The sequence below is a fragment of the Rhizobium sp. WYCCWR 11146 genome (assembly GCF_013591995.1).
GTDB lineage: Bacteria > Pseudomonadota > Alphaproteobacteria > Rhizobiales > Rhizobiaceae > Rhizobium > Rhizobium indicum.
Window position 1 is genome coordinate 28,694 of record NZ_JACCEY010000003.1, and the last position, 25,728, is coordinate 54,421.

The 25,728-nt window shown below is 55.7% G+C and carries 25 protein-coding genes; 12 read left to right on the forward strand and 13 right to left on the reverse strand.

Annotated features, from left to right (window positions below; all coding sequences use genetic code 11):
• Positions 1–228: 228 nt before the first annotated feature.
• On the forward strand, positions 229–849 hold the full coding sequence (locus tag HX899_RS01185; protein ID WP_181291489.1) for a hypothetical protein: 621 nt from the start codon (positions 229–231) through the stop codon (positions 847–849).
• Positions 850–925: 76 nt separating this feature from the next.
• Positions 926–1,147, forward strand: a complete 222-nt coding sequence (locus tag HX899_RS01190) for a DNA-binding transcriptional regulator (RefSeq protein WP_181291490.1) — start codon at positions 926–928, stop codon at positions 1,145–1,147.
• Between the two features lie 139 nt (positions 1,148–1,286).
• On the opposite strand, the gene HX899_RS01195 is transcribed toward HX899_RS01190, so the two are convergent.
• Positions 1,287–2,324 (reverse strand): hypothetical protein, encoded by a 1,038-nt coding sequence (locus HX899_RS01195; RefSeq protein ID WP_181291491.1) that lies wholly within the window; start codon positions 2,322–2,324, stop codon positions 1,287–1,289.
• 658 nt (positions 2,325–2,982) lie between these two features.
• Between HX899_RS01195 and aspS the strand changes: the two genes are divergently transcribed.
• The 3 genes from aspS (at position 2,983) to HX899_RS01215 (ending at position 5,722) form a co-directional block, all read left to right on the forward strand.
• Complete coding sequence (aspS, locus tag HX899_RS01205) at positions 2,983–4,380, forward strand: aspartate--tRNA(Asn) ligase (protein WP_246697046.1); 1,398 nt, start codon at positions 2,983–2,985, stop codon at positions 4,378–4,380.
• Between the two features lie 379 nt (positions 4,381–4,759).
• The gene (locus tag HX899_RS01210; RefSeq protein ID WP_181291493.1) at positions 4,760–5,128 is read left to right on the forward strand and encodes a hypothetical protein; all 369 of its coding nucleotides are present in this window, start codon (positions 4,760–4,762) and stop codon (positions 5,126–5,128) included.
• A 93-nt stretch (positions 5,129–5,221) separates the two neighbouring features.
• A complete protein-coding gene (locus tag HX899_RS01215) occupies positions 5,222–5,722 on the forward strand; it encodes a hypothetical protein (RefSeq protein WP_181291494.1) in 501 nt (166 codons plus the stop codon).
• A 158-nt stretch (positions 5,723–5,880) separates the two neighbouring features.
• Here HX899_RS01215 and HX899_RS01220 read toward each other — a convergent pair whose 3' ends face one another.
• The gene (locus HX899_RS01220; protein WP_181291495.1) at positions 5,881–6,813 is read right to left on the reverse strand and encodes a hypothetical protein; all 933 of its coding nucleotides are present in this window, start codon (positions 6,811–6,813) and stop codon (positions 5,881–5,883) included.
• A 185-nt stretch (positions 6,814–6,998) separates the two neighbouring features.
• Between HX899_RS01220 and HX899_RS01225 the strand changes: the two genes are divergently transcribed.
• On the forward strand, positions 6,999–7,430 hold the full coding sequence (locus HX899_RS01225; RefSeq protein ID WP_130801460.1) for a hypothetical protein: 432 nt from the start codon (positions 6,999–7,001) through the stop codon (positions 7,428–7,430).
• A gap of 55 nt (positions 7,431–7,485) precedes the next feature.
• On the opposite strand, the gene HX899_RS01230 is transcribed toward HX899_RS01225, so the two are convergent.
• The 3 genes from HX899_RS01230 to HX899_RS01240 all read right to left on the reverse strand — a co-directional run bounded on the left by HX899_RS01230 (position 7,486) and on the right by HX899_RS01240 (position 9,042).
• Positions 7,486–8,157, reverse strand: coding sequence for a hypothetical protein (locus HX899_RS01230; RefSeq protein ID WP_181291496.1), 672 nt, complete (start codon positions 8,155–8,157; stop codon positions 7,486–7,488).
• Positions 8,158–8,260: 103 nt separating this feature from the next.
• Positions 8,261–8,635, reverse strand: a complete 375-nt coding sequence (locus tag HX899_RS01235; RefSeq protein ID WP_181291497.1) for a hypothetical protein — start codon at positions 8,633–8,635, stop codon at positions 8,261–8,263.
• A 242-nt stretch (positions 8,636–8,877) separates the two neighbouring features.
• Complete coding sequence (locus HX899_RS01240) at positions 8,878–9,042, reverse strand: hypothetical protein (protein WP_181291498.1); 165 nt, start codon at positions 9,040–9,042, stop codon at positions 8,878–8,880.
• 324 nt (positions 9,043–9,366) lie between these two features.
• On the opposite strand from HX899_RS01240, the gene HX899_RS01245 reads away from it, so the two are divergent.
• Both HX899_RS01245 and HX899_RS01250 read left to right on the forward strand, forming a co-directional pair.
• On the forward strand, positions 9,367–10,029 hold the full coding sequence (locus HX899_RS01245; RefSeq protein WP_181291499.1) for a hypothetical protein: 663 nt from the start codon (positions 9,367–9,369) through the stop codon (positions 10,027–10,029).
• A gap of 152 nt (positions 10,030–10,181) precedes the next feature.
• Positions 10,182–11,432 carry a hypothetical protein gene (locus HX899_RS01250; protein WP_181291500.1) on the forward strand — a complete coding sequence of 417 codons (1,251 nt, stop codon included), beginning with the start codon at positions 10,182–10,184 and terminating at the stop codon, positions 11,430–11,432.
• Here the strand turns inward: HX899_RS01250 and HX899_RS01255 are convergent.
• Positions 11,429–11,728, reverse strand: a complete 300-nt coding sequence (locus HX899_RS01255) for a hypothetical protein (protein WP_130722927.1) — start codon at positions 11,726–11,728, stop codon at positions 11,429–11,431. The two genes, HX899_RS01250 and HX899_RS01255, sit on opposite strands and share 4 nt — an antisense overlap.
• 125 nt (positions 11,729–11,853) lie before the next feature.
• On the opposite strand from HX899_RS01255, the gene HX899_RS01260 reads away from it, so the two are divergent.
• Positions 11,854–12,318 (forward strand): hypothetical protein, encoded by a 465-nt coding sequence (locus tag HX899_RS01260; protein ID WP_181291501.1) that lies wholly within the window; start codon positions 11,854–11,856, stop codon positions 12,316–12,318.
• A 113-nt stretch (positions 12,319–12,431) separates the two neighbouring features.
• On the opposite strand, the gene HX899_RS01265 is transcribed toward HX899_RS01260, so the two are convergent.
• The 3 genes from HX899_RS01265 to HX899_RS01275 are packed head-to-tail and all read right to left on the reverse strand — an operon-like array spanning position 12,432 to position 14,570.
• Positions 12,432–13,217, reverse strand: coding sequence for a hypothetical protein (locus HX899_RS01265; protein WP_181291502.1), 786 nt, complete (start codon positions 13,215–13,217; stop codon positions 12,432–12,434).
• Between the two features lie 28 nt (positions 13,218–13,245).
• Positions 13,246–14,094 carry a hypothetical protein gene (locus HX899_RS01270; RefSeq protein ID WP_181291503.1) on the reverse strand — a complete coding sequence of 283 codons (849 nt, stop codon included), beginning with the start codon at positions 14,092–14,094 and terminating at the stop codon, positions 13,246–13,248.
• Positions 14,095–14,120: 26 nt separating this feature from the next.
• Positions 14,121–14,570, reverse strand: coding sequence for a hypothetical protein (locus HX899_RS01275; RefSeq protein ID WP_181291504.1), 450 nt, complete (start codon positions 14,568–14,570; stop codon positions 14,121–14,123).
• Positions 14,571–15,042: 472 nt separating this feature from the next.
• Between HX899_RS01275 and HX899_RS01280 the strand changes: the two genes are divergently transcribed.
• From HX899_RS01280 to HX899_RS01290, 3 genes are all read left to right on the forward strand, one after another.
• A complete protein-coding gene (locus tag HX899_RS01280; protein ID WP_181291505.1) occupies positions 15,043–15,462 on the forward strand; it encodes a hypothetical protein in 420 nt (139 codons plus the stop codon).
• Positions 15,462–19,751, forward strand: a complete 4,290-nt coding sequence (gene mobF / locus HX899_RS01285) for a MobF family relaxase (protein ID WP_181291506.1) — start codon at positions 15,462–15,464, stop codon at positions 19,749–19,751. Before HX899_RS01280 ends, mobF begins: the two co-directional genes overlap by 1 nt.
• 814 nt (positions 19,752–20,565) lie before the next feature.
• The gene (locus tag HX899_RS01290; RefSeq protein WP_130824657.1) at positions 20,566–21,108 is read left to right on the forward strand and encodes a hypothetical protein; all 543 of its coding nucleotides are present in this window, start codon (positions 20,566–20,568) and stop codon (positions 21,106–21,108) included.
• A 472-nt stretch (positions 21,109–21,580) separates the two neighbouring features.
• On the opposite strand, the gene HX899_RS01295 is transcribed toward HX899_RS01290, so the two are convergent.
• The 4 genes from HX899_RS01295 to HX899_RS01305 form a co-directional block, all read right to left on the reverse strand.
• A complete protein-coding gene (locus HX899_RS01295; RefSeq protein WP_246697047.1) occupies positions 21,581–23,257 on the reverse strand; it encodes a hypothetical protein in 1,677 nt (558 codons plus the stop codon).
• A 68-nt stretch (positions 23,258–23,325) separates the two neighbouring features.
• On the reverse strand, positions 23,326–23,952 hold the full coding sequence (locus HX899_RS34905) for a hypothetical protein (RefSeq protein ID WP_246697048.1): 627 nt from the start codon (positions 23,950–23,952) through the stop codon (positions 23,326–23,328).
• 248 nt (positions 23,953–24,200) lie between these two features.
• On the reverse strand, positions 24,201–24,965 hold the full coding sequence (locus HX899_RS01300; protein WP_181291507.1) for a competence protein CoiA: 765 nt from the start codon (positions 24,963–24,965) through the stop codon (positions 24,201–24,203).
• 233 nt (positions 24,966–25,198) lie between these two features.
• Positions 25,199–25,705: a hypothetical protein gene (locus HX899_RS01305; RefSeq protein ID WP_181291508.1), complete on the reverse strand. Its 507-nt coding sequence runs from the start codon at positions 25,703–25,705 to the stop codon at positions 25,199–25,201.
• Positions 25,706–25,728 lie beyond the last annotated feature (23 nt).

A 25,728-nucleotide genomic window follows, 5' to 3' on the forward strand; every position in this document is an offset into this window, starting at 1 on the left:
CAAGCGGAGCATAGGGTCGCTAATCCGGCCGAGCAGCTGCGCCAACTCGGGGAACCGATCGAGCGCGGCGATCCGGCCGCCGAAAAATTTGCTCACTTCTCTCGCCGTCATGGGCTGCGATCTTACCAGACTTGAAGCAGCGGGCCAGCGTCCTCCAAATCCAGTTGTTCCAGTTTCCGCCGGCAGCAAGAATTGGCCTCGAAACCAAGTTGCCGAGGAGGACGCAAAATGAAAAACCTTTTGAAGACCATGGCGAAGGTCGTCAGGAAATCGGTATTCGTGGAGGAGGAGAGGCACGACCAGGTGGCCGTCGAGTTTGTGCCGACGTCGGACGATCGGATCAATGACATCCTTGCGCGCGTGAAGGCATTCAACCGCGTTCCGCTTTATCAGCCGACCGTCGAGGAACGGAAGGCCGAGGCTGACACCATGCGCGATCTCAAGTCGTGGATGCGAAAGCTGTCCGACAATGACCGAGCAATCGTCGCCGGACGCAAGCCGTGGGAAATCCTAAACCACATGATGGGGATCGTACCGATCGAGGGCGTCGTGGCCGTCGGCCGTGGAACCAGCTATGACTTCGCGCCGACCAAGGGATCGCGGAACGACTTCTCGGATGGTTTCGGCCCTAAAGCCGCCAACGAAAACACAATGCGAACTCAGGTTGTCCAGGTGCCGATCGCCAACACGGCACTCCAGGCACGTGGCCTCGCAGCTGTCGTACAAGAGCTGCGCTCGAAGGAGGCCAATGCCATCCAGCAAGAATTGCAGGCTACACCTACTCAGGAACCGAAGTACGCCTACGAGCCGCCGCGGCCCCCGGCCAGCTTCATGGCGAAGTTCGCATAGCTAACGACAACGAAACCGTTTTCGGGTATCAGGGGCGGTTAAACACCGTCCCTTTTTATTTTGGAATGATCGCCGCATGACGCTGACGATGGACATCGAATATTTCATTGCGTGGAGAAAGCGTCAGGGGCTCACGCAGGAGCAACTCGCGGAGAAAATACTGGTCAGCCTGCCGACAGTGAAGAAGTGGGAACGGAAAGCCCGAAAGCTGCCGCCTTATATCGGGTTTCTGATGGCGTGCGTTGAGAAGGGCATCGAGCCCGTCGGCAAGGATGCCATGATCCGGGTGGATGACTAGGACTTGCGGACCGCGATCTCGGAAAACCCGGTTTGGTGGATTGGCTGCGGAACACGGGTTTCAAAAAAGCCCCCGATGTCAATCGGGGGCGGTATCAGGATAAAAATGTAGTTGGTAGAATGTGCCTGGTTGCCGTCAGTTACCACGCCGCCATTGTGATCAAGCTAACGATGTCGCCCTCTTGAAGTGGGAAGAAGAGGCCGCCCTCGATCATCACTTCCTTTGATTCTTTCTCTATATCGTCCCAATACAGCACTCTCGCCGTGGTGTTTGGTGCCAAATTCCAGAGAGCTCTTCCTTTAGATGTCGGGTCGCGCACTGCAATAACGGCTTCAAACCCATCCCAGACATCTCGCGGAAAATAGTTGGTATCGCCATAGGCCCAAGCAATGCGCCTACCGACCGGGAGACCCGCGCTGTCCTTCGTAGGACCGAGAACATGCACTCCCGGCTGTGCCGTGAGTCTTGTGTAGTGCTGGCTGTCGGTCTCAAGGGTATAGATGATAAGGTTCACTGCTTCAGGCGTATTGACGGACAATACGTGTTCTTTCTCGGACGGGCCGTCAACCTCTCGAATTTCAATCCGGTCGGCTACAGCAACGGTCTTCTCAGTTGCAATCTCTATAAGCTCTTTTCGTCTTGGGGAAGCGGTAGCGTGCTCCACCACTGCGGCGTTCCATCCTACATACGCCACCGTTTCGCCAGGGTTCAGCGCAATGCCCTGCACCCCGCTGTCTCCAAGGATGTATTGATAGTATTTCCCGTTTTCACGAAGGACGGATATCGTGGCATTCCTTGCATGCAGGTTGTAAACGAACCTGTTTCCGGTCGCAGGGTTGAAGACGATGACGACGGAATCATAAGGATCGTCGACATTTGCCGGAAAGTAGTTTGTGTCGCCATAAGCCCAGTTGACCTGCCGGCTAATTCCCTCTCCGTTCGGGAGCAACGAACAACCTACAACGGTTTCGCCCTTTTGATAGGTCTGACTAATTAGGTTGCGCTTCCCGGTTCTAACATTGACCTCGCCAATGATTACATTGGCGGGATGGACCACGCCCGATCTGAGCTGAATAAGCCTACCGGCCCCATTACATGACGATCCTTGCTCCTCAATATGAATGTTCTGCATTACTAATGGTTCATTTCTTGTCGAAATCTCTTTGATATGTGGCATGTGGCTCCCTCTGTTGTAATATCACCAGTTGTACTTGATGCGCTGGGAATTTCAACTCTCCAACGACTGGAATTTACGCAGCAAACGCCATGGGAGTAATGTCGGTTGTGCCCGCAGACTTGCGAAGACCAGTTATATCGATCGCTGCCTCATGCAGGCGATGATGCCTATTGCGATTGGCTGCGGCCCCTACAACATCGAGCTTTACGAAGGCAGACGAAGGGGGTTGAGTAGCGACGGAGCAGAAAACCTACATAAGGAATTCACGGCTCCTCAGGATCGACGTTCTGCGGATCGCGAAGCGGCCTGAGTTCGCCGCGTGCGACGAATTCCGGCAGGGTAGGGTATATCGGCTATAGATTTCTGCACGGGTATTTATGAAAATTGTCGGCCTTTCCGGATTGTTGGCGATCAGTTCCGCTGCGTCACATCAAACCGGGGTTTGTTGGAGAGGCCGGGACGACAGGAACCGACCCCCATTTCGGCCGTTCGGGCCCCCGAGGATGCGCTCGAAAGCAGACCTCAACAGCGTTGACCGTTTACACTGCTCCATCCTTGTGTATAAACTTCAGCCATGAGCATGCAACGTAACATTGCCGTCAATAATAATGGCCCCTTCGGGGTCGTGGATGGCGTGCGCGCGTTATAGCGTAGCTCGTTGATCACCACAGCCCTGCCGGTTTCGGAAGGGCTGAAGGTGTTGGCTTCTCCGATCCGGCTTTCATCCCCGGAGAAAGTCATGTCCCCTTTTTCATCCTTGAGCCGATCTCTTGTTGCCGAGCTGTCCCAGTGCATCGGGCATCGCGTAAAGCTGCAGGGGTTTGTCGAAGCCATTCGCGATCAGAAGCGTATGCGCTTCATCGTCCTGCGTGACCCGACCGGCAAGGTTCAGCTCACTCAAAGCAAAGACAATACAGCCCTCACCGGCGCTCTCGACGCACTGACGCCTGAAAGCGCGGTGATCGTCATCGGCACTGTCGTGGCTGCTCCCTCCGTCAAGCTAGGCGGTCTCGAAATCTTGATCGAAAGCGTCGAGATCTGCGGATTGGCCGATCCCCAACTACCCATCGCGTATGATTCCGGCCCGGACAAATGGATGGACCACCGCCAGGTCAGCCTGCGCTATCCTGGACAACAATTGGTCTTTGCCGTGCAGACGACGCTGGAAGCGGCAATGCGGGCCTTTTGGCAGCAGAACGGCTTTTGCGAAATTCATTCGCCCAAACTTATGGGAACAGCCAGCGAATCCGGCGCTGAAGTGTTTGCTGTCAAATATTTTGACACCAAAGCTTTCCTGGCTCAGTCGCCACAATTTTACAAGCAGATGGCAATCGCCGGCGGCATGGAAAGGGTGTTCGAGATCGGCCCGGTGTTTCGCGCTGAGCCGTCGTTCACCTCGCGGCACGAAACCGAGTTCACCTCCATCGACATGGAGATGGGCTGGATCGAAGACCATCACGAATTGATGGCGTTTGAAGAACGCTGGCTTGCCCATGCCATCGGCACCGTGGTCGAGGTTCATGGCCCCCAGATCGAGGCACTTTACGGCGTCAGCATCGCTCCGCCGTCGTTGCCGTTTCCCAAGGTTACCTTTTCCGAAGCACTCGCCATTCTTGCTCGGCTCGGCCATGTCCCAGCCCGCCACGATGATCTCGATGCCGAAGGCGAGCGCCTGCTATGCGAACACATAGCTGCCGAAACAGACCATGAGTTCGTCTTCATTACTGACTATCCCGCCAGTGGTCGCGCCTTCTACCATATGCGCCACGAGGATCGTCCCGACCTTACCAAAGGTTTCGACCTGCTCTGGCGCGGGCTGGAGATCACGACTGGGGCGCAACGCGAGCACCGCCATAATCGTCTGGTGGCTCAGGCGCAGGAACGCGGAATGCGGTTCGACAGCCTGTCCGACTACCTCGATTTCTTCCGCTTCGGCTGCCCCCCGCATGGTGGCATGGGCGTAGGACTTGGCCGCATCCTGATGCGCCTGCTCAACGCTGCGAGTATCAGGGAGGTTACGCTGTTGAGCCGCACACCCAAGCGACTGCGCCCTTAACAGAGTAAATGCAGTGGTCGGCGTGCCTCGATCAGCACGCCGACTTTGGTTTTCGAATGGCCGTCAGCTGAAACCGGACGTCTGTTTAGCTCGCATGCGCCATGAAAGCCGCCATTCCGCTTTCCATCACCCCAATGCGGTCTGCCGTCTCGGCGGCCCCGCCCGTCTTGCCGCGGGCGGCTTGTGTAGGTTTTCTGCTCCGCTGCTACTCAACCCCCGAAAACAAGAATTACTGTTCCTAGACCGCGCTACAGTCGTAAGCCCAGGATTTAGCTGTTGACGCACGGTAGTGCGTTGGTGTAGGGAGTGCATGTACTGCACAAACCGTAGTGCGATCATCAACGTCGTGGACTATAACCCCATAGCAGGAGCTTCTCGTATGACCACTGCTTTCAATGTCTCTGCTGCCGTTTCAGCACTTGAGAGCCACCGCACGGAACTTATCGACTACATCAACCGCACCACGGATGCCTTGATTGGCAAAATTGCTGGAGCGGACGCACGTCCGGTCACCGGCGTCAAAATTCCGACGCTGGAACAGGCTCAAGACCCCCGCAACAAGGTAGGGGCAAACCTCACAGCCCGGGGAACAGAAATCCTCTATCGTCTGTTCGATGACGGAGCCGGGTACAACCGAGCGTCCAAGGCACTGGGGATCACCCAGACCGCGGCTCGAAACCGAAAAGGTCTCTGGGAAAAACTTGGTGGCCTGAATCGCAAGCGCGAGACACTCGACATCGACGAATAATGCTATCCCCCCGTCACTGATGTGGTGAGAGCCGACGAGGAGAACCTTGGGGCCGGCCCTTGTCGATATCCCCTGATTAGCAAGGTACCTGAAATGACTGAACCCGAGAAGAAAGCCCTTTCGCATATCGCAACGGCGACCGACCCAACTGCGCTTTTGCAGATGGCTCGAAATGCCCGAGGTAAGTCGCCGACCGTGGAGAGGGCCGCGCTCCGACGCCTAACGGAGGTTTCAGCCGCGTTCACACCGGGGACGGTTGAGCATGCGTGCTGGCAGATGGTGCATGCCGTGGAGGCGCTGCGTCGCTTAAACGGGCGCAAAGTGGCGCGTATGAACCGTATGCGCTCGAAGATCGAAAAAGACGGCGAGATCGGTGCGCTTGAGTATTGCGCCTTGAAAAAGACCGCCGGCTTCGACGAAGTGATGGACTACGGTATGCCCGAACTCACCGCCGAGGCAATTGTGCTGCGGCACCCGGGCAACTTCAGCTCGGATGCCCTTGCGACCGCACAGGCACGGCTCGAACAGAGGGGCGTGCAAATCGACCACGAGCACCTTGGTTTAAAGGAAAGCGGAAGCTCGTCATCCTTCTGACGATGACAGGGCAATCGTCACGGCGCGCAAAGCTGCCGCCCTATATCGGGTTGCTGAGGGCATGTTTAGAGAAGGACATCGAACCCGTCGGCAAGGGTGCAATGCTCCAGGTGGACGACTGAAGCCACTCTGGATGCAAGGGCGGTTAAGGCGTGGGGTTATGGCTTGTTGTTAAGGGTTCTCAATCGCGCCTCGACCCCAGCTAGCTCCTTTTCCACCGCGGCCTTTTCTTCTCCAGTGAGACTTGCCAACCGCTCTATCAGCCGCTTTCGATCATTCTCAAGGTTAGGCCGCAGTTTATTCTGTTCGTAACGCTCTATGATTTCTTCAGGACCATTCCCAATGCTATACGGCATCACTTTCCTCCTTCCTAGAATCCTACCTTCGAACCCTCCCTTGAGGTATCGCTTGTAATGCTTGACCACGGGACCGAAGACTTCCAAATGCACCTGAATGGCAACCGGGCCAGCTCTGATCTTCCAATCTCGAGCGCCCTTGGGCGGGTCCGCTTCCCACAGACCCACAGATACCATTTGAACGATCTTTGCCCGCACTGCCTCCTGCTGGGACTTTGGTTCATACAGGTATAAGCCCATAAGGTCGTCCATCTTGAGGCTTCCGATCTCGTTCGGGTTGTTTTCTACCGATGCCTTGGCCTTGAGATACGATCTCATCAGCCGCTCGTGCAAAGCCCACTCGACAAGATTAGTCGACCTGTCACTGTAGCTAATCGCATTCTTCGGGAGCGCATCGGCGTCCAGGATACCGATCAAGCGGCACGCCCCAACGGCGAAGGTTTTCAGCCGAAGTTGAGAAAGCCGTAGGTCCAAGCGGATTTCGTCGTCCGTTTTCTGAAGATGTTCAACTGGGACATCTTCTATCTTAGCCCACGGCTCCGTGAGAGTGCCTCCATCGGGAAGGGGAAGGCGATCATGATTGCCAATCAGGAAGTCGCGCGTTTCTTTGGCTTTGGCTTTGACTAAGTCGATGATTTCCTTATGGCCAAACCACGCCTTGAATTCGGTTACCAGCTTGATGGCCTCCTCAGACATCACAGTGGTAAGGCGGAGCGGTATCACCGGACGAGCCATTATTATTGGTCCCCTTTTCAGTTCCCGACAATAGTAGATGTTTTACCTACGATTTAAAATCCACAATAAAACAACCTAAAAAAGATAAATGAAATCAATGCTTTACGATGTATTAGCGGTGTCGTATGTTGCCTCCATCGAAACGACGACGGGGTGTCGTCGGAGCTTAAACGAAGGAGACTAACATGGTACTCAAGGCTGTCATTGGAACGGTCGCGGGCATCGCCGGGCTGATCGGGATTCTCTCGGCGGTGCCCGCCGACATGTCCCAGCTTCGCTATATCGACCGCTGCGTTACGCAGATGATGATGCCCATGCCCATGGGCTGCGGTCCCTACCACATCGACATCACGAAGGCCGATGACGTCGCTAAGACCGACGATCAGAAGTCCTATGAGGAAGCGCTCATTCTGCTCTTCCTCGGCGGGTCCTCCCGTGGGGCTCAGTGGACGTCCCTCGAAACTCCGATCGACGACATCGATCGGAGGGAGGTGGCCTTCCCCGCCGACAAGATCGGCGGCACTCTGGAGCTGGTTTCTGCCGCTCCGAGCAAATCTACCGACGAGGTGGAGGTCGCTGGCATCCTGAAGTGGCTCATCGGGATCGGCATCCTCTAAGGTGCCCTAAGTCCCAAAACGAAAGGGGAGGTTACCGCCCCCCCTTTTTTGTTGTCTATTTGCAGACCGAGGAGGCATGAGCGACTTCATCGCGCAGCGCGTCGTTCGTGCTCCCGATTGCAACGGAGATAGCACGGGAGTTCGTCGGGAAGGTCAGCTTACTACCGTCATAGAGATCGCGAAGAAGGCTGCCGCCGCCGTCGGCGAAATCATAGTCGATCGATACCCGATCCCCATCATCAAGGGCGGTCCTTAACACGGAGTAGGTGGCTTTAACTTCGGTCGCGCCGACCTTCACGACGCCATGCCTCTCCAGGGTGTTTTCCAGACCTTCAGGCGCGAAGAGGCCAAGGGAAATCGAGATGGACAAGCTTTCACCTGGTCGGCATTTGATGTCGAATGTTTCCGATCCGATTTCGTATCCGTTGGAGGACACCCGGCATGCATGGTATTCCATGGAGGCCATCGACGGGTCATCTTTCAGACCGTAGCAGATGCCGAACTTCCGGAGGTTCACGCGGTCATTTCTCGAATACTTGTCCACCAGCTCGTCTTGCTCGACCGTCAGGGGCCGCTCGATATCCAGAGGGGTAATCGTGAACGACGCGCTGCCCTCGACCCCATTGAATTTGAACCTCTGAAGGACGGGCTCATGGATGAAGAATTTCGCGTCTTCGCTCGCGATGGCAGAGGTGGCGAGAACGGTCGGCAAAAGGAATACAGCCAAGTATCGCACTAATCAAAACTCCGGAATCAAAAATCGAGAGGGCAGGATCACCAACTGTGCCTGCCCTAATCCCATTCATGCGCAGGCCGCAGGCCCAAATTTTTCACACGGCTGACCGAACCTTGGGATCAAGCGGGACGTATTCGTGGATGGAATTCTTGAGGTCCGTAGGCAGCTTGTTGTTTATCCAATCGACCCAACCTCTGCCGCGGCCCTCGGGATCGCCAAACTTCTGGTCTATAGCTAGTGGCTTAGTCCACCAGTATGTCACCCACACATCTTCAAATCCGGGGCGGCCGACATTTCCACGCTCCCAAAGCCAGACGGCGGTAAACTTGGCCACCTGGACCTCCGCGAACTCTTTGGCGTCGCCGATGTTGTCGAAAAAGGTGTCCGCTCTGCTATCCTCGGGATCGGTCGAAGTTGAGACGCAATGGAAATGGATTTCTTTATCGTACTGCGACGTTCCCGGTTTCATCGAGCGGTCCTCCTACGACCACGAATCAAATAGCCCACCAAACACCCTAGCGCGGCCATCAGGCCATATCCAAGCCACCCTAGCTTCACAGCATACTCAGCCGCTGAAAGACGCACGTAATCGGCCCCCTTGGACGTGGCGACAGGTTGCGAGGTGAAGAGTTCCAGTGAGCAGGCCTTGCTGCCCGAAATAACCCGGCCGTCAGATGGGCCACAAGACTGCGCCATCACCTTGTGCCCGCGCTACTTTATTTTTTTGGGATCAACGATCTCGTCGCCGGGATCGGGATCGTCGGTCGAACGCTTGGGTGTCATCCCCCACCTACGGAGGGCAGCGGCGATCTCCACTTCGACGGCTTCCTCATGGCGGCCTTCAATAGCGTCGCGCGCAATGCGCCGAGCTTCCACATTGAAGTCCTTTGTCCGTGTCGATGCCAAGAGGATCGTCGGGATGGCTATAGATAGGAGGTTTCGGTTTGTCGTCCTTTGTCATCTCGCGTTCCTGATCAGGTCCGCCGCGGGTGACCGTGGGTCCGCTTGTTCAGCAAGAAGTCTAAGCAATACCCCCATTAGTTTGAATGGCGGGTCAACACAACTATGGTTTATTGTCGAGACCTGCCGATCCGCTTTGACCGCCAGGTTTATTCGGAACTTTATTCCGAACGCAACTTCTTGGCGGCGTGACGATATTATGATAAACTACAAAGTGTCTTGGCGTGTATGGTGGCGCTTATGTCGAATCTTGTCGATCGAGATGGAAGGCAGCGCTCCGCAGACTCTGCAGAATATTTCTCCAGAGATCGCGGTTGGGAAATCGTGAAGGTCGCAGCCCTTTGCGGGTCGTCGGTTTCTGGACTAGCGACTGCTGGAACATTTGCCGGGCCGATCCCGCCAGTATCAGCGGTACTGCTCGGGGCATCAGCTATAGGGTTCGCTGGATGCGTGGCGTTTACCGTAGCAACGCTAGCAGCCCGTGACGATCGCGCTTTGAGTGAGATTTCCGATGCGGGTGTCTATATCGGTCCTGGCCTCTTTGTAGCACCCGTCGGCGCTTTGGTGTATGGGGAAGACGGAGCGCGCTTGTTTGCAAGTAGTGGAAACGTTTTGGTGGGATTAATTGGTGTAGCGGATTCAATTAATAGGGATGGACTTGACTTTATACTTGGAGCAAATCCCGACAAGGCCCTATTTTACCTTGATGTTGCTGAGGCTGTCGACAATTTTACCAACTTTCGTGAGCCGGATTTCGACAGAAACTACTATAATCCTGAATTAAACGCATTTGAGCCAGAGCAGGGATATGATTTGGACACAACGTCCCCTCCTGGCATGGGCGATATCCCGAATGACGCCCCTGTGGATGGTGAACCTCAGCCGCCAACGGCAGACGTGTAATGTCAACATACAAAACTTGGGAGCGGACAATGCAGCAGAGGAAATCTACAAGCTCTAAGATTGCGGCTCCGCCAAAAAAAAATTGGCGAACGGAAAAGGAGAGGCTCTCAAGCGCATACGGGTGGCTAAAGGACTTTAAGGACAGTCAATCGGTGGATGAGCTTGTCTTCAAGTTTACAAATTCCATATCCAAGGAGCCGTTAACATATGACCCCTATCAAATCGAAGCTCTATTATCATCGGCCAGCACTTTACTAGATAGATGCTTAGTGTATCGTCGAGAACTATTTGACTTGGAAGAACAGGCGGTAAAGCGGGCACTTGAATATGATCTATTTAGGCAGCAGCTCGACGCCCAGAAGAACATCGAGTTAGCTACTCATGTTGAATCGCAGCGCCAAAAAGAGAAGAGTGGGCAAGACAATGCAGCCAAAGCCTTTGCTGAGATTGGTGCGGGGGATTTGGGCAAAGGGTTTAGTCTAATATCAGAAGCAAGTTCTCAATCTTCGGGAATCGCGATTGGTGGCGAGCAAGACCGAAAGCGCCATGTCGAGGCAAAATGGACTGCCCTTGCCGATTACCAACAGACGCTGCAGGCGCGCCACGAAACGCCCGGTCACGCTCTAAACTATACAGAGCGTGCCAATCGAATAAGGAGCTACCTTGAGCAGGATATTTCGATTGCCTATCGTAAATCAAGAAGTATCGACTATGGTCAAGAAAGAATTTTCAACATAGTCGAGCGTTTGAAACCCCCGAAGCGAGAAAGATACTTGGATTATCTTGTTAGTTATATTCGGGAGGCAATTAACAAAATTGAACTGAAAGCGATGGATGAAATTGAATTTGAGCACGTGGTGTCCATACATCAGCCGCGTGCGCAGAACCCTGGGGGGACAGCAAAATTCGAACATATGGATGACAAAAATTGGAAGAAGGCCTTGAATGCAAAAACAGGGAACGGTGAAATAGGCTGCGATCTACAAATCGAATTTCCGTCTACGATAAAGCGACTGCGGGTCCGGGGCATCTCCGCCTCAATGCTTGTAGAGTCACCGGATGACCCAGTCGTCCGTCAACGGACGTGTGCAATTGTGGTATTCCCGCCAAGGCCCTCAGAATGGCCAACTGAGATTGAAGAGCATTTAAAAGACAGGACACCAGTCATAATCGAGCACATTGGTCCTGCAGACCAGCGACCAGCACCTACAAGATATGTGTCTATCAACAACCTTGATCCACGCGGAAGCTGGCGCATCCAAGTGAGTACCAATCTCCTTTGGGCCGATGGCAAGGTCCATGGCCGCTCGGAAACACATATAAAGGATATAAAACTCCATTTTAATCTCCTAGCCACGGTGGCAAGTCCGGATGACACCGCGTGGAAAGCGTTTTGGTTTTAGTCGCGGGCAAGCCCCCGCGCATCGGAATCAACGATCTCGTCGCCGGGATCGGGCTCGACGTTAGGGGCGCGATCGGGGATGGCCGCCGCATTGGCGACCAGATCGGCCGAGGGAAGCATCCCCCATCTTCGAAGGGCAGCTTGGAATTCCGCCTGGACGGCTTCCTGATGACGGCCTTCTAAGGCGTCGCGGGCTATACGCAGGACTTCCTCGTTGAAGTCCTTGTCGGGATCGATGCCAAGCGGATCATCCGAAGGGCGGTAAACAGTGGGTTTCGGTTTCTCGTCCTTGGACATCACGGCCTCTATCCGCGTTCATTCATCCATCTGCAGCCGCTTCGTCGTCCATTTTTGGACAGTTGCGGCGCTTCCATCTCATGCTATCGTTCATACCAGATCAACTGTTAAATACGGAACTCAGGTTGCCAATCGAAGACCTGCTCATTCTAGGCGGATACGCCTTGCTACTCATCAAGGTTTTCTTGTGGGTTTGCGGTCCGTATGAGGCTCTTTTCCCGCAGCGACAGACCTTTTGGTACGAAGACGTCCGGCAGATGCAGTGGGAAAGATGCACATTGACCATGCTGCCTCGGCTTGGAGTGCTTATTGTGATAATCGTCGTTCCACCGCTGGTCACACTTGAATATTTGGCATTCGATGGCACCAACTGGTTTTTCAAGGAAACGCCCCATGTGGCGTGGCTTTTGGTCTGGATAGCGCGAATTGTAGCAGTTCCCTTGCTGCTCGTTGCGGCAACCGCAGTTATCGGCTGGCTTTACTATCGTCTCTACCGCAGGGAAGATCATGAGCGGCGCTTCCAAAAGCTTCTCGACGAGACTCTGATCACCAACGCTGCGGTCCCTGGCATTCAGATCGACGAATCATGATGATCCGCCCCACGCCCGGTACGCTTTCAATTCGGCGGAGGACTGCCAAATTCGGCGAGAGGTAATGCAGCTCGTCAGTGCGTTGCCACATGGACGAGCTTTGGTTTGCTTCATCAAGCGGCCTTCTTGCGGCTCCTAACAAAATAACCCACCAGACCGCCTAGCGCGGCCACCAGACCATATCCGACCCATCCCAGCCGCACGGCATACTCGTTGAGCGACAAGCGCACGTAGTCGGTCCCTTTGGAGGTGGCAACGGGTGCGGTGGTCAGGAGGTCCAAGGTGCAGACCTTGCTTCCCGAGATAACCCGGCCGTTGGACGGGCCGCAGGACTGCGCCATCACCTTATCGATGTCATTCCATCGAGCGAGGGATAGCCAGGTCTTCCCCTGGGGGAGGGAGACGAGCGCAGACCAATTGGCGGCCTCGGAGGTGACGACGGTCTTGCCGACGGCATAGCCGCCGCCGACCGCCAGAATTGTCAACATTGCCGCCCCGACACCAAGGCTTGCGATCCGGAATGTCTGGCGGCGCTGCGCTTCCTTAGTGACGGCCAGATCGACGCTGGACACCAGATCGCGCAGAGCGGTTTCCAGCGTTCCTTCGATTTGCTTGGACAGACCTTGGGGAACCGAGGCGAGCTGTGCAGACAGTTCCTCGGCCACTACGGATTTCAGTTTGGCGATGAGAGCCTTGCCGTCGTTGATGAAGTTCGTGTGGAGCTTGTTGACCACGCTCTCCATCTTCACGATGGCAACGTAGTTTAGCGCGGTCGGATCATTGAGGTTAACCTCCGCCTTGCCAAGCAAGGCGAACGCAACTTCCTTCTCGCGATCCGTCAGTCCGAGGGCGGCGACCGCCGCAGAGAATTCAGTCAGGCTATTCAGTGTCGATGTCATCGCCGCACCTCCTTTCGTGTTCTTGGGATTAGATATCGTAGAGTTTCCGGAAGGGCTTGCAGTCGATGATCGTCTTCGTCATGTCCTGGTGCCAGCGCTTGACCTGCGCCCGCTGTGCGACCGTGAGACGACGATCTTCACCAGCCGCCTCGAAGGTCAGACTGTAGCGCTTGATGCGGGACGCAGCGCCCGAGGCGAGCTTGGGCATGATGATCTCGAAGCCGCCGGCGGCGAGCAGACGTTCACGGGTACGCCCACCGATCTTCTCGCCGTTCTCGTCGATATAGCCAAACCACATTTCGAAGTCGGCCTTGCTGTCCGCATCGCGCATGTTGAGGATCGCGCAGTGGATGACCGGGAGACCTTCGGTAGCATCCAGATAGCGGGCGACCGATTCTGTGCTTTCATCTTCATGGTGGATCACGTGATCGATTACAGCCGTCCGGCCTTCATCTATGACGGCCTGGAAGACGCCAAGCAGGCTTTCGCCGCCGCCGTCTGCGATCTCCGAAATCGCATCGAAGCCGCCGCCCGGAAGATCGAGCTGAACGATCGAAGCGGGGAGGGCAGCAGTGTTGAGGAATTCATCCCGGGTGCGCTGCTTCCGGATGTTGAAGGACTTCACGCCGATGAGGGGGTCCTGATCCTCGGGCGGTAGAAGCTCGCCGTTCTGATCACGCTGCCCAAGGATGCGGGCGAGGGAGCCAGTGCCGCCGTCCGTATCGTAAGCCGCGACTTCCTTGCCAAGCTTCCGCAGGAACTCGATCTTGAAGCGATCCCAAAATGACTTGCCGACGCCGCCCTTATCGGAAGCCGTCGTCGCGTGGATGAACGTGGAAGCCAATGCTTCCTTTTTTGCCGCATTCGTGTTTGCCATGTTTACTCTCTACTGATTGGCTCGTGTTAAAGGGACTTCCGGTCTCGGTATGCCGGGTTGACAGCGGACTTTGCCGCGGTCGGTGTTTCGCTTGTCTTTGCGGCCTTGCTGCCGGATGGTTTAGGCGATCCGCTTGCGTTTCCTTCCGGTGATCCCGAGGTAGTTGCAGCCGTATCCGCAGAGCCGGACACCTTGCGCTCCTTCTTAGGCTTCGGATCGCTTCCGCCTTTGCTCTTCCGAAGAATTCGCCCAAATGTTGAGTTGAAAGAAGAAGGGGTGGTCTCAATGCCAAGCGCCTTGAGGACGCCGACTATATCAACCGCAGTCATTCCCCTGCGACGCATGTTGATGACGGCTTCTTTCACTTCGGGGTTCTCAAGCTGCGCAGCGAGCGTCCCCTTACTCTTCGGCACGAAGTTCTCTGCGGCCTTGTTCAGGGCTTCCGCTAACTTCGATGCACTCAGTCCTTCTGTCATTTGATCCCACCTCCAATCTCGGGTTTCTTCACTAATTGGCATGGTGCCCCATTGGGTCCTTTAACGTCAATCCGCCGATGGAATAATTGGTTTCCAATTTCTATCTAAGGACTTCACACATGCCTGCTCCAAGCGTCTTACGATACCTTCCGCAGAGGCGACTTTTGGAAATCCCACCGCATGTAACAATCTGCTTCCCACAGAAGACCACAATAGAATTCGAAGACTGAAGGCATGATTGCAAGAGGGCTGTTGCATCATGCGTACATTGGGGAGTTAATCAGTTATCAAACATGGATTTACTCAGCGATCCAAGTTTCTTCCTCCCTATTGACGGCGAAAACGCCGATAGGCATCATCAACTTTTCTCGGGACACAATAAGCTCTCCGAGCGATATATTGTGTCGGTGATAAATTACGCGGATGCCTGATAAATATGGGTTTTGCGGTCGGAATAAATAAGGAAACCCAGGTGACAGGCGAGACGAAGAAGAAAGCAGGAAGACCTCCAAAAGCCAAACCCGCCGACACATCCGAACTGCGGATTACCATTCCAACTCACGAAGTCGAATATATCAAGCAGGTTGCAGCCGTAAAAGGTATGGAGCCGGGAACGCTAGTGAGGAAGGCTATCGAAACGCATGTCTCCCTTGGCGATCGCCTCGAGAAAATCGAAGCCGACATGAACGAAGTTCGAAGCCTTCATTCCTCGATTCTCACCAGCTTGGACCGCATCGGAGAGTTCATCGCCCGTCGTGAGCGGGACTATCGGATCGCGCTCGCAGGCGGCGATACCAATATTGCCAATGAGGTTTTCGCTGACGACGTTATGGACGTGCGCCGCGACCTTTCCGACTTCGAAGACCTGCCGTTTGAAGAGGGTGACCGATAATGTGGGATCAACGCCCTGTCCCGGTTACCAGCCTTCAGTATTACCGAGATCAGAACGCCGACAGTCGGCGTGAACTTGGTTACTACGGCGGGACCGACAACGAGACGCACAGCGCCGAGAGCTTCGGCCGCTACTTCATTCCTGCCCTTTGCTCTTCGACAATCCACCAGTCCGTCGTCCACGGCGAACGGGTAGATTTCAGTGTTGCCGAGAAGCTGTCGCAAGCTCGGAACCCGGAGACGGGCGACGAGTATTTCACGCGCAACAGCCTTAATGCCTACATCGCTTTCGATGCCACAAACAGCGCTCCTAAGCGCTTCTCGATGGCAAAGGGTTTCGCGATGGCCGAATATCACCGCACCGGAAACCCGCTTGCGCTGGCCGTGGCGAACGCCGTTACCGAGGCTCATCGGGAGGCGAACGACTACTCGCTCAATTGGCTTTGCGAGAAGGGCGGCTTCGAGACACGCAGCGGCACAGGCAGCAAGATTCGTGAAACTCCCGACAGCATGGCCTTCATGCAGTTCGAACACTTCACATCCCGCAAGGGCGACATGCAGGTCCATACGCACAACGTCCTGATCAACCTTTGCCGTCGCCAGGACGGCTCATATGGTGCGCTCGATAACCACGGTTACACGCTTTGGAGAGGGGCTGCGTCGGCACTCTACCGTGCGAAGTTGGCGAGCATCTTCTCCGCGAGGATGAAGGAGCTCGGGCTCAATGTTTCGATTTCCCGCGACGGTCGAAACATCACCATAGACGGTATTGGGGAGGAGATCACGGAGACCTTCTGCAAGCGCCGCAAGGAAGTCCTTGAGTGGATGAAAGAGCGCGGTGTTGAAGGCACCGCCAACCACAGGCAGATGGCCCAGGTGGCTGCATACGAAACTCGCGAGGACAAGGAATACTTGCCGTCGATCGAAACGCTATACCATCTTTGGGAAACAGAAGGTCGCGCACATGGGATTGACTTCAAGAGCCTGATCGAAGGCATCGACATGACCGCGAAAGTCAATGCTCGGGAGTTGGAGCGGGATTGGAAGACGCGACTCGATGAAGCCGAGCGCATGGGCTACGAAATCCCCGAAGAACGCCCGCGTTACGATTTCGAAGAAGTCAAAAGCGCAGCCTTGAGGAAGGTGCTTGAAACAGAAAGCGCATTCGAAGAGCGCAACTATATGATTGCCTTCTTGGAAGAAGTGCAGACGCACATGGACGCCGAAGATGCGTTGGAATTGTACGGCCGGGCGAAGGAGGAAAGCAGCCTCATTCAGATCGGCGCTGTCGGCCGCTCAAAGACCCCGGTATATTCCTCTCTCGACATCCTCAAGGAAGAGCATGAGAGCTTTCAGCTCACGCGCTCGATGCAGGGCAATAGGGAGGCAGACCTTCTCGTAGTGATTGCGGAGAGGATCGCGGAAGGTATCCCCAAAAACGACGGGTCGGGAGAGGCGTGGGAGTTCACGGACGAGCAGAAAGACCTCATCTACGCAATCTTCGGCGTCAACCAGATGACGATCGGCAAAGGGCTGGCCGGAACTGGCAAGACGACCGCCATGAAGGCTGTCAACGATATTGCAGAGCGCCTTGGCTATAAGGTCTGGATCGCAGCGCCGACAAACCGCGCCGTCGATGTTCTTCGTCAGGAGATCGGCATTGCTCTCGAGCGAGCCTTCTCCGTTCCAGGCATCAACTATGCCGACGCACAGGGCAAGATCGAGCTTGGCCCCAAAGACATCCTGATCGTGGATGAGGCCGGGATGGTCGCAAGCGGCGAATTCATCAAGGTGCAACAGCTGGCAAAAAAGTCGAATATGCGGACCCTTGTCTTTGTCGGGGACGATGGCCAGCTCCCCCCGGTGGGTGCGGGCGCACCCTTCAAGGCGAGCCTTGCGCTGATCGGTGGTGTCCGGTTGGAGAAGATCAATCGGCAGAACTACGACTGGATGCGGGAAGCGTCCTTGAACTTCGCGAACATGAAGATGGAGGAAGCCATCACGGCATACGACGAGCGCGGCTGCATCGACATTGTGGAAGACTTCGAGGCGGCCACCACGAAGGCCGTTCGGAGATATTTCGAGATACGCGCCAAGGACGGCGTTGCGCCCGTAATCGGGAACCCGCGAAACGCAGTCGTTCGCAAGATCAATAACATGATCATCGAAGCCATGAGGGCGAACAGTGAGATTAACGGTGAGATCACCGAAATCAAGGCTATCGAGCGCGGGCAGGAAGCCGCTGTGAAGCCGCTTGCGATCATGGAAGGGATGCGGATCATCACGGGCGAGAACGTGAAGTTCAAAGGCCAGAAGTACGCTAACAACTCGTTCGGGACGATCCTGAAAATCGAAGAGAGCTTCAACAAGGCGGAACCGTTCATCACCGTCAAATGGGATGACGGCCGGACTATCCGTTTCCAGCCTCATGAGTTCGTAGGTTTCCGCAAGGATGACGAGGACAAGGTTACGCTCAAGATCGCCGTTGCCTACTGCATGACCTACTACGCGACCCAAGGGATGACCTGCCGCAACTTCGTCAACCTGGCGACCCATGCAATGACGGCCGAAGAAACCTATGTCGCCGGAACCCGGCACAAGGAACACTTCGAGACGATCCTGGACGGATCACGCATTGGCAGCTCGCTGGGGGTGAAGAAGGGCATTGTCCTCGCGCTGACGAAGAGCGGCGCAACCAGTCAGGCGGACGCGGAACCGGAAGTCGTATCGACCCGTGAAGAGATCATGAAGCAATTCATTGCAGAATGCTCGAAGATCGGCGGCAAGAAGAATGCTTGTGACTTTCTTGGTGGTCCCAAAAAATTCCTTGAAAAGGTTGAGCAGGGGCTGCTCGCCAACGAGGGGAAGGAAATCATGGAATTTCAGGAGCGCGTTGCCGAGCAGGCAAAGAAGGAAGCCCAAGGCAAGGCAGCTAAGACACCCTATGCGAACCGTTCGGGACGCTACGGAGGCGGTGCGATGGACGCCCACGCCGATAAGCTCGATGCGAAGATGAATGACATCGTAAAGACCGATAACCGCGCTGCGGTGATGAACGACAAGAACGCTGTGAAGGCTGTCGTCAAGAAAGAACCGCCTCTCGACGATAACGAGAAGCACGTCATCATGACTAGCAACATGCTCGATTTCTTAGCGGATCACGGCTTTGAGGTGAACCGGAAGGGCGAGAAGAGCAACGACCCGAAAGGCGGGCGCTCAACGGCATACGACGCGAAGAGCGGATCGACCAAATTCAAGGTCTATGCGAAGGCCAATGGCGGTTGGGCTTATTGGACTGTCGGAGAGCCTACCAACAAGGGCGACATTCGCAACTTCGTTGACAAGAATATCACGAAGGGCAGTTTTCACGACGCCTGCGTTTACCTGCGCGAGCACTACGATACGGCAAAGTTGCGGTCGCAGTATAATGGCAAGCCTGCGCCTCGGAAGCAGGCCGAGCCGCGTATCGAAGAAACGGCGAAGCAGGTCTACGAACGGCTTTCTGCCTCGATCTATCTTTCCGACAAGTTCAAACCGCTGCGCGACATTTGGGACGGCGCGAAGGAAGCCGTCAGCGGCTACCTGCTGACGCGTCGCGGCATCACGAAGGAAACGCAGACCTACTTCCGAAACGGTTTCCGCTGCGAAGGAGAGAACACACGCGACGGTCAGAACAGAGGCGGCGTGATGTTCCAGATGGCCGACATTGCTGGCAACCTTTATGGCACCATCCGTCGTGGACCGACGACCATGATCGACAAGCATGGCGAAGTCGTTCCCTATAATAAGATGGCCTACGGATCGGAGCGCAGAGCCGTCATCATGGGTGACCCTATGACGGCCGAGCGTGTCTATGTCTGTGAAGCGCCGATCGATGGCATGAGCCTCGCACAGAAGGATGGCATCCCACAGGGCGTTCCGAAGTCTGCTATCGTTGCCCTCGGAGGCAGCGCAGCCGAAGGTCCGCTTTCGGTCATCTACGCGATCTCAAAGGCCCGCGGCGAAACGGTCGAATGGCACCATGTCCGGCAGAATGATCTCCCCAACAGCGTCGGCCAGGTCATGGACGAAATTCACGGTGTGAAAATCCGCGAAGCCATCGCCGAAGGTTGCGCCACTGCCAAGATTGAGGACCGCCGCCCCGCTCCGCAGTTCAAGGACTTCAACGACGAGATCAGAGCAGTTGCCCGCCCTATTCCCAAGACCAAACAGACCCGGGAACATTGGGAGGCACAGAAGATGAAGGGCATCGGAATCTCGCCGGAACCGAAAGGCCCGATCCTCGGGTAACGGAATTTCCGCCTCGAGCGGGTTTTCGGTTCACCAGAAGCGGCCAAGAAATTCGACCGCTTCCGACCAAAGACGGGGGCGGTAGATGCAGTACGGTTTGTCGGTTTCTTTGTGACTTCTCAGTAGGGAACACGTCATTTCGTTCTGTTCAGTCTGAATGGTCAAGTCTCAGCTCTAAGAACGGTGAACGCCCCGATGGACAGCTTCAAAAGAGTGGGTGAGGGCCCTGCGAACGATATAAGTCGGCATCTCCTTAGGCGGGTTGTAGACGTCACCTGTCAGTTTGAAAAGTATCTGCCTCACACCGACGTCCACGTTGTCGATGTTATCGGCCACCTCCCGGACCGTCTTCTTGTCGGAATCCTCTGGGTGCAGACCACAAACATATTAAATGGCGATTCATAGACGTTGGCGAGGTGATTCACGCTGGCCGCGACACGCGGTTTGCAGCGGGAACGCTTTCGTCGTGCTCCAGCGGGCGGTGTCTTGGGTTCCTCCAGCAGCGCCTCGGAGTACGGGTCGTTCTCCATCATGTCGTCGGCCATTTTGTTCAGCCGCTTGATTCCTGGGGAGGAGCCGCGCGTCCTGCTGAGACGGCGATGTGCGGCCGCAGAGGGGCTTCTTACCGAGCGACGCGGCAGCATGCCAAAATCTGACTGGCCATGATCGCCCAGCCACACGGTATGAGAGAATATAAGTATTTTACATTGTACTAATGTTCATTCCGGATGTAGTGTCTTCCCACTTAACGCATGGCGACTAGACCCGGAGGGGTACCTCCAACCGAATTTGTTTCAAACAACGGAGGAGCGAGATGTTCGCTGCCACACGCACGCTGCCGTTTGCCGTAGTCCTGGGTTTCTCCGCTTTCTCGGCTAGTGCCGAGGTACTAAGAATCGACACAAAATATGATGCAGCAAGTATTTCGTTCACGATCGACAACAGAAGCATTTTCACCGAGAATATCGCCGCCTATCAGGCCGGCGACTCTATTGCCGCCGGTGATATAATTAAAGGTGAGCATAGTGTTTTTGTCCGCTTAGGTCGGGACAATGATATGTTTATGATCGCCGCCTTTAAAAGGGACGGAAACAAAGTTTGCGCTAAACATCTAATGGTTCGACTACGTGATGGGCGGGATATTGGAACCACACGTCTCGGTTCATCGGGTGGGCGAGAACTTTACGGAATAACATTCGGTCGAAAAAACGATCTCTATAACGCCTACGGGATACGAGATAGCGACTTCGTATTTGTGTTCGATCCACGAGCCCCGAGAACGGGCAGAAACCGGAATCCGGATACTCCGATTGTGAGGGTCGGCAACCACGATGTTCTCGATAAAGGCTGCAAGTAGACCAAAACTGAGCGATTTTAATAGTCGCCTCAGCAACAGTGAGCACGCGCTTGAGTAACTTTAGTCGTTTAAAACGGTCCGTACCGCAGCCGTTTTTATTTAGATGTGCTCTGCCTTAAATCGGCAAACCTGAGGGACCCAAACCGTCACTCCCCTTCGATCACATATTATCACGCCGCATATTTTTATTTCACTCTCCAGGGGAACCCTGGCCCGGCGCGCTGGCATTGTCTCGAACAGGCTGGTTGTCAGCTTCCATTGATGGAAAGCTGGGGGCTTTTGCGTTAACCCGTGGGCGTATTTCTACGACGTGAACGCTTGTAAGGTTCCACCATCAGCAGACGGCGCAAATTTGCCTAGTCGGCCGAGGCAATATCGATCGAGGTACGGCGGGCGTTGTCCGCAGAATGGGTTTTCATAAAACAATTCTGCTCAATGGTAATGTCCACCGGGCGGTGCCATGCGCGATGACCTACGCTCCAAAGGGCAACTTCGATTTCATCGAGGCCCACGCCTGCACGGCCTTCTTACCAGCGGACCGGGTTTTCGAGGGCTCTGCGCCGCAAAGTTCCAGAAGTTCGGCCAATTCCGCCTCGACAGCGAGCGGGTGGACTTTCGCGGCATCCATGGCAGAAATGCATGCACGCGCCTGCCCGGGCTGAGAGAGGGTGGGAATCATGGCTTCGAGTTCGTATGCGACCTCTCCCAGGTAAACGATGTCGTCCGCGAACCTGGCATCGATCCAGTTCCCTAAGTCCTGAACGGTGCTGGGAACTTGGCCGCGCTTCTTCCGAAGCATTTCGATCTTTGAGCGAATTGCCGTCAGCATCGCCCTTCGAAACCGATCAGTGGCCATGCCAAGATCGGCAAGCCATTCCGAGGAGAGAAGACGAGAAGCCTGGTCTCGCGTCCACCCGGCCCCAGCCAAAGCGCCAACGCCACCGACGCCACCAAGTACAAGTGCTCCTGCGGGGCCGAATGCGAGAAGACCAAGAGCTTTTCCCGACAGAGCGCCTATGGCCGAAAGACCGCCTTTAACACTGGCATCCATCACCACGGAGAGCGGAAGGTCGGACAATGGAATCCGTCCCCGCCAAACGCGATATAGATTCCGCGCCGAGGAGGCAGCCATGGCGAAATAGGGGACATTCAAATCTCCGAGAGCCTGGCCCGCCTCCATCGACGTAGTCATGATGAGATCGGCGATTTCGCGATCGAACCCATCCACATAGAAGACCATCTTCGCCCACGACGCGCCACTGTCGACAACCGCCTCCGCCAATTCCGAGTTAGCATACACGGGCATATCGGGGTACTTCGCGAAGTGCTCCCGCAATCCGTCGAGGCTTTGCAGGCACTTCACCTGGAACGGCACTCCGTCAACCAGTAGGTCGAACCCTGGGTTGTTGGAGGTTGCGGGAAAGCTGACGACATAGCCGATCTCAGCGAGACGCGCCGCGACTAACTGCTCGGAAACATACCCTCGAAGGTTATTGCCCGCTCCCGCGGCGGCGGCGGCCGTCATCGATCCCACCCGTTCGGCGAACGCTCCGAACTGGAAGATGTCCCCGATATCTTGGGCCCGCGAGAAATCCGCAGCGGCGAGAACCATGGGGTCGATCGACACGGCGTTATAAATGATGTCCCCGACAGTGAGGCCGGCAACGGCGGCGACCTCCGCCGCATCTTCGCGCTTTCTCGATAGCACCCTTTCGAGCAGGGTCCCGAAACGGTTGGAAACGGGTGTCGCGGGCTTGAACTCGCCAGGGAGCCGCTGGAATAGCGAACCCGTTATTCTGTTGACTTCTGCGATGCGCGACAGCGTATCGGACTTGACGTTTACGGGGAGCGACGTGAAATCATCGTCAGTAGCGGACCGGAAGTCATTTACCGTTACTGCCAAACCGTCTCGCTCCGCTGAGAGGCCCCGCAACGCCAACTGGACTGCAACGATTGCCGCCAGCTTTGCGGCTTGCCCGCCGTTGACATGGCGATTTGCGAGATAGCCAATTCCAACGATAGCAGGAAGCGTGAACAGTGGGTTTGCGAGCATGAAAAGCGTCGACACCACCGCAGGTCCGCTCATGAACGGAATAAATGCCGACGCCTGGGCGGCAAGTATGTAGGCGCTGAAGCCCGCCAGGTTCACGCCGACCCCAATGGAGAAGGCCGTAGTACCTGTCGCCAGGACCGCAAGAGCGGCCCTGTCTCCGGAGTTCAGTGAGTCTCGCATTGCGTCATCGCGGAGTTCAGGCGGCAAGCTTCATGATCCCGGATACGTTCGCCGAGGGCGCTCTGGAGCTGTTCGGGCATCCCGCCTGAATCGGCCGCTTCGGCAACCGCCTTGGCTACGAGTTGAGCCTGGTTGGCGACGAGGAAGGCGAAATCCTCATGCGGCCGGCCCCGGATGGATTTTACGGTACGCCAAGCTTTTTGAAATCCGCTTCGCGGAATGCCGTCATCATCGTCTGCGACAGGCATGCCCATGATCGCTGCCGCTTTGAAGGCTGCACCTGCACCGGTCGAGTTGGCTCTTTTGGTAGACAGGGGGAGCGACGCATCGATGTCGAGAGCCTCGGCCATTCTCACCCACAGGCGAATTCGCAATGCGCGCTCAGACGCTCCCGACGCGAACAGGGTATCTGCGGCATCTTTCAAACGGCGTGCAAACGCGGTTGTTTCGGTTTCTCGGCCAACTTTTTGAAAGCGCGACTTGATATCGCTAACCCGATCCATGGACATCGAGAGTAAGGTCGTCGCTTCAAAGCTAGCAATGAGGTTGCTGAGATCGCGGCGGTCAAGCGCCCCGAGGCCCGCGAAAATCGTCCATGGCGGTACGTACAAATCTTCCCCCGTCAAGCGCTCTAACTTTCATGCTTTCGATGCTCGCGCCAGCCTTGCTGGCCTTACCCTGGCTCGCGGCATCATGCCCCCAGCAATGCCCCCGCATAAGAAAGTGGGAACATTCGCGATCGATGCTACACTCATCGAGATGAGCCGTCTCACGCCGAGAGAAAAGGAGGATCGATAAGTGGGTGAGGGAGCATCCTGGGAATGACATCGAGCCTCGTTTCCAAGTCGGTATCAGCCCGTCACATCCTCCATCGCCCACCCCCCGCCCGTGGTGTTCGAATTTGCCGATATGCTGTTCTTAACGGCACGCTACGCGTCACGGCAAGGTGTCGCAATTCGCCGCCGCTGAGGCAAAAATCAAGGAAACTTCCGCGCGTGACTGCCGCGATGACGATGGTCTTGTTTTCGGGATGCAAAAGGAACTGCCAGAGAACTGGTTCAGGCAGCGGACAGCCCGCGACATTGAACTGCTCGTTCCCAAAGTCGATGAAAACGTGAGTTCGCAAAGGAGCCCAGCGCCGGAAGATTCCGGTCTCCTTATGTGGGTCCACGTAAAGGGGGTCGTCTCGCAAGATGGTGCCGTAAGCCACCGCCGATCTGAAAGATTCGAGATCGAGCTTGTATCGCAGGCCGTCCACGACCCAGACCATCGCCTTGTAGAAATTCTCGCGCGAAAGGCGCTCCTCGGGAGAAATCGGAGAGTGCTGAAGTTCGACGACAAGGCCTCTGTCGGTCTTCACGTCGGCGATGTGACGTTCGCCATCATCGGCGACATGGATGACTTCCTGCCAGGTGTCGGGAAACAAGGCTTTCCACTTCCGATGCCATTCGGTTTCAGGCTCCCACCAGTGATCGCATTCCAGCTTCTGCTTATGCGACCAGTGCCATATCCGCAGCTGCCCGCACTTGGAGACTACATCGCAACCGCAGTTCGGGCAGCTCCCTCGAAGCTTCGGCTGCGCTTCCTGCCGTTCCCCGTTCACCAACGCGTATCTCAATTTCATGACCTGTCCCCTGTCGATGGCTATGCATGGGAGAGGGTCGCGACGAGCATTCTCGAAGTAAAGATGCCCGAGCCAAAAAAACTGCTTTGGTGTCAGTAAATGCATATGTGTTTCGTCACATTTTCGCGGGCCGATTGTTGCCTTTTTGCAACGAAAAATCGGAGGGAAATGGAGCACCTCTGTCGAATGAATCAGCGTCTCGAATCAGTTCGGCCTGATTCGAGCGAATGCGCTCAGAGTTCGCAGGAGGCGGTATTGTTGCCATTGCTGTAAGGTGATGTGATCCGCAGCGTCCAGCCGGGCTCAAACCTCCCGCCGGCCTTTTGCATCTCTGAGGCTGCTCCCAGGCAGAACTTCTTGGCTTCGACTGGGTTCATCGGCATGACGACAACCACATCCCGGCCAGACACGCGACAGGGTTCCGCTGCGTCCCCCATGCCGTCAATGGCTCGGCAAAGGTTGAAAGCGTTGGTGTTGCTTTGCTCCCTCGGATCGACGGGCTTAGTCTCAGTCGTTGTGCCCGTGCCGTACACCAGGTTGTATGCGACCTCGTGGCAGTGCCCCACTTGCTCGTCTTGTGGCATGGCCCGGGTGGCCGGATATGACATGCAGAGTTCGTAGGAAGTGTCGTAAGGTGACTTCGGCTTATCGTCACCGCAGGCAGAAAGTACAATTGGCAGGGTCATCAGTCCCAATAAACGCGCGCTGAGCCGACACGCCATCTTCAACCGCATCAGCATTCTATGAACTTCCCCACAATCCC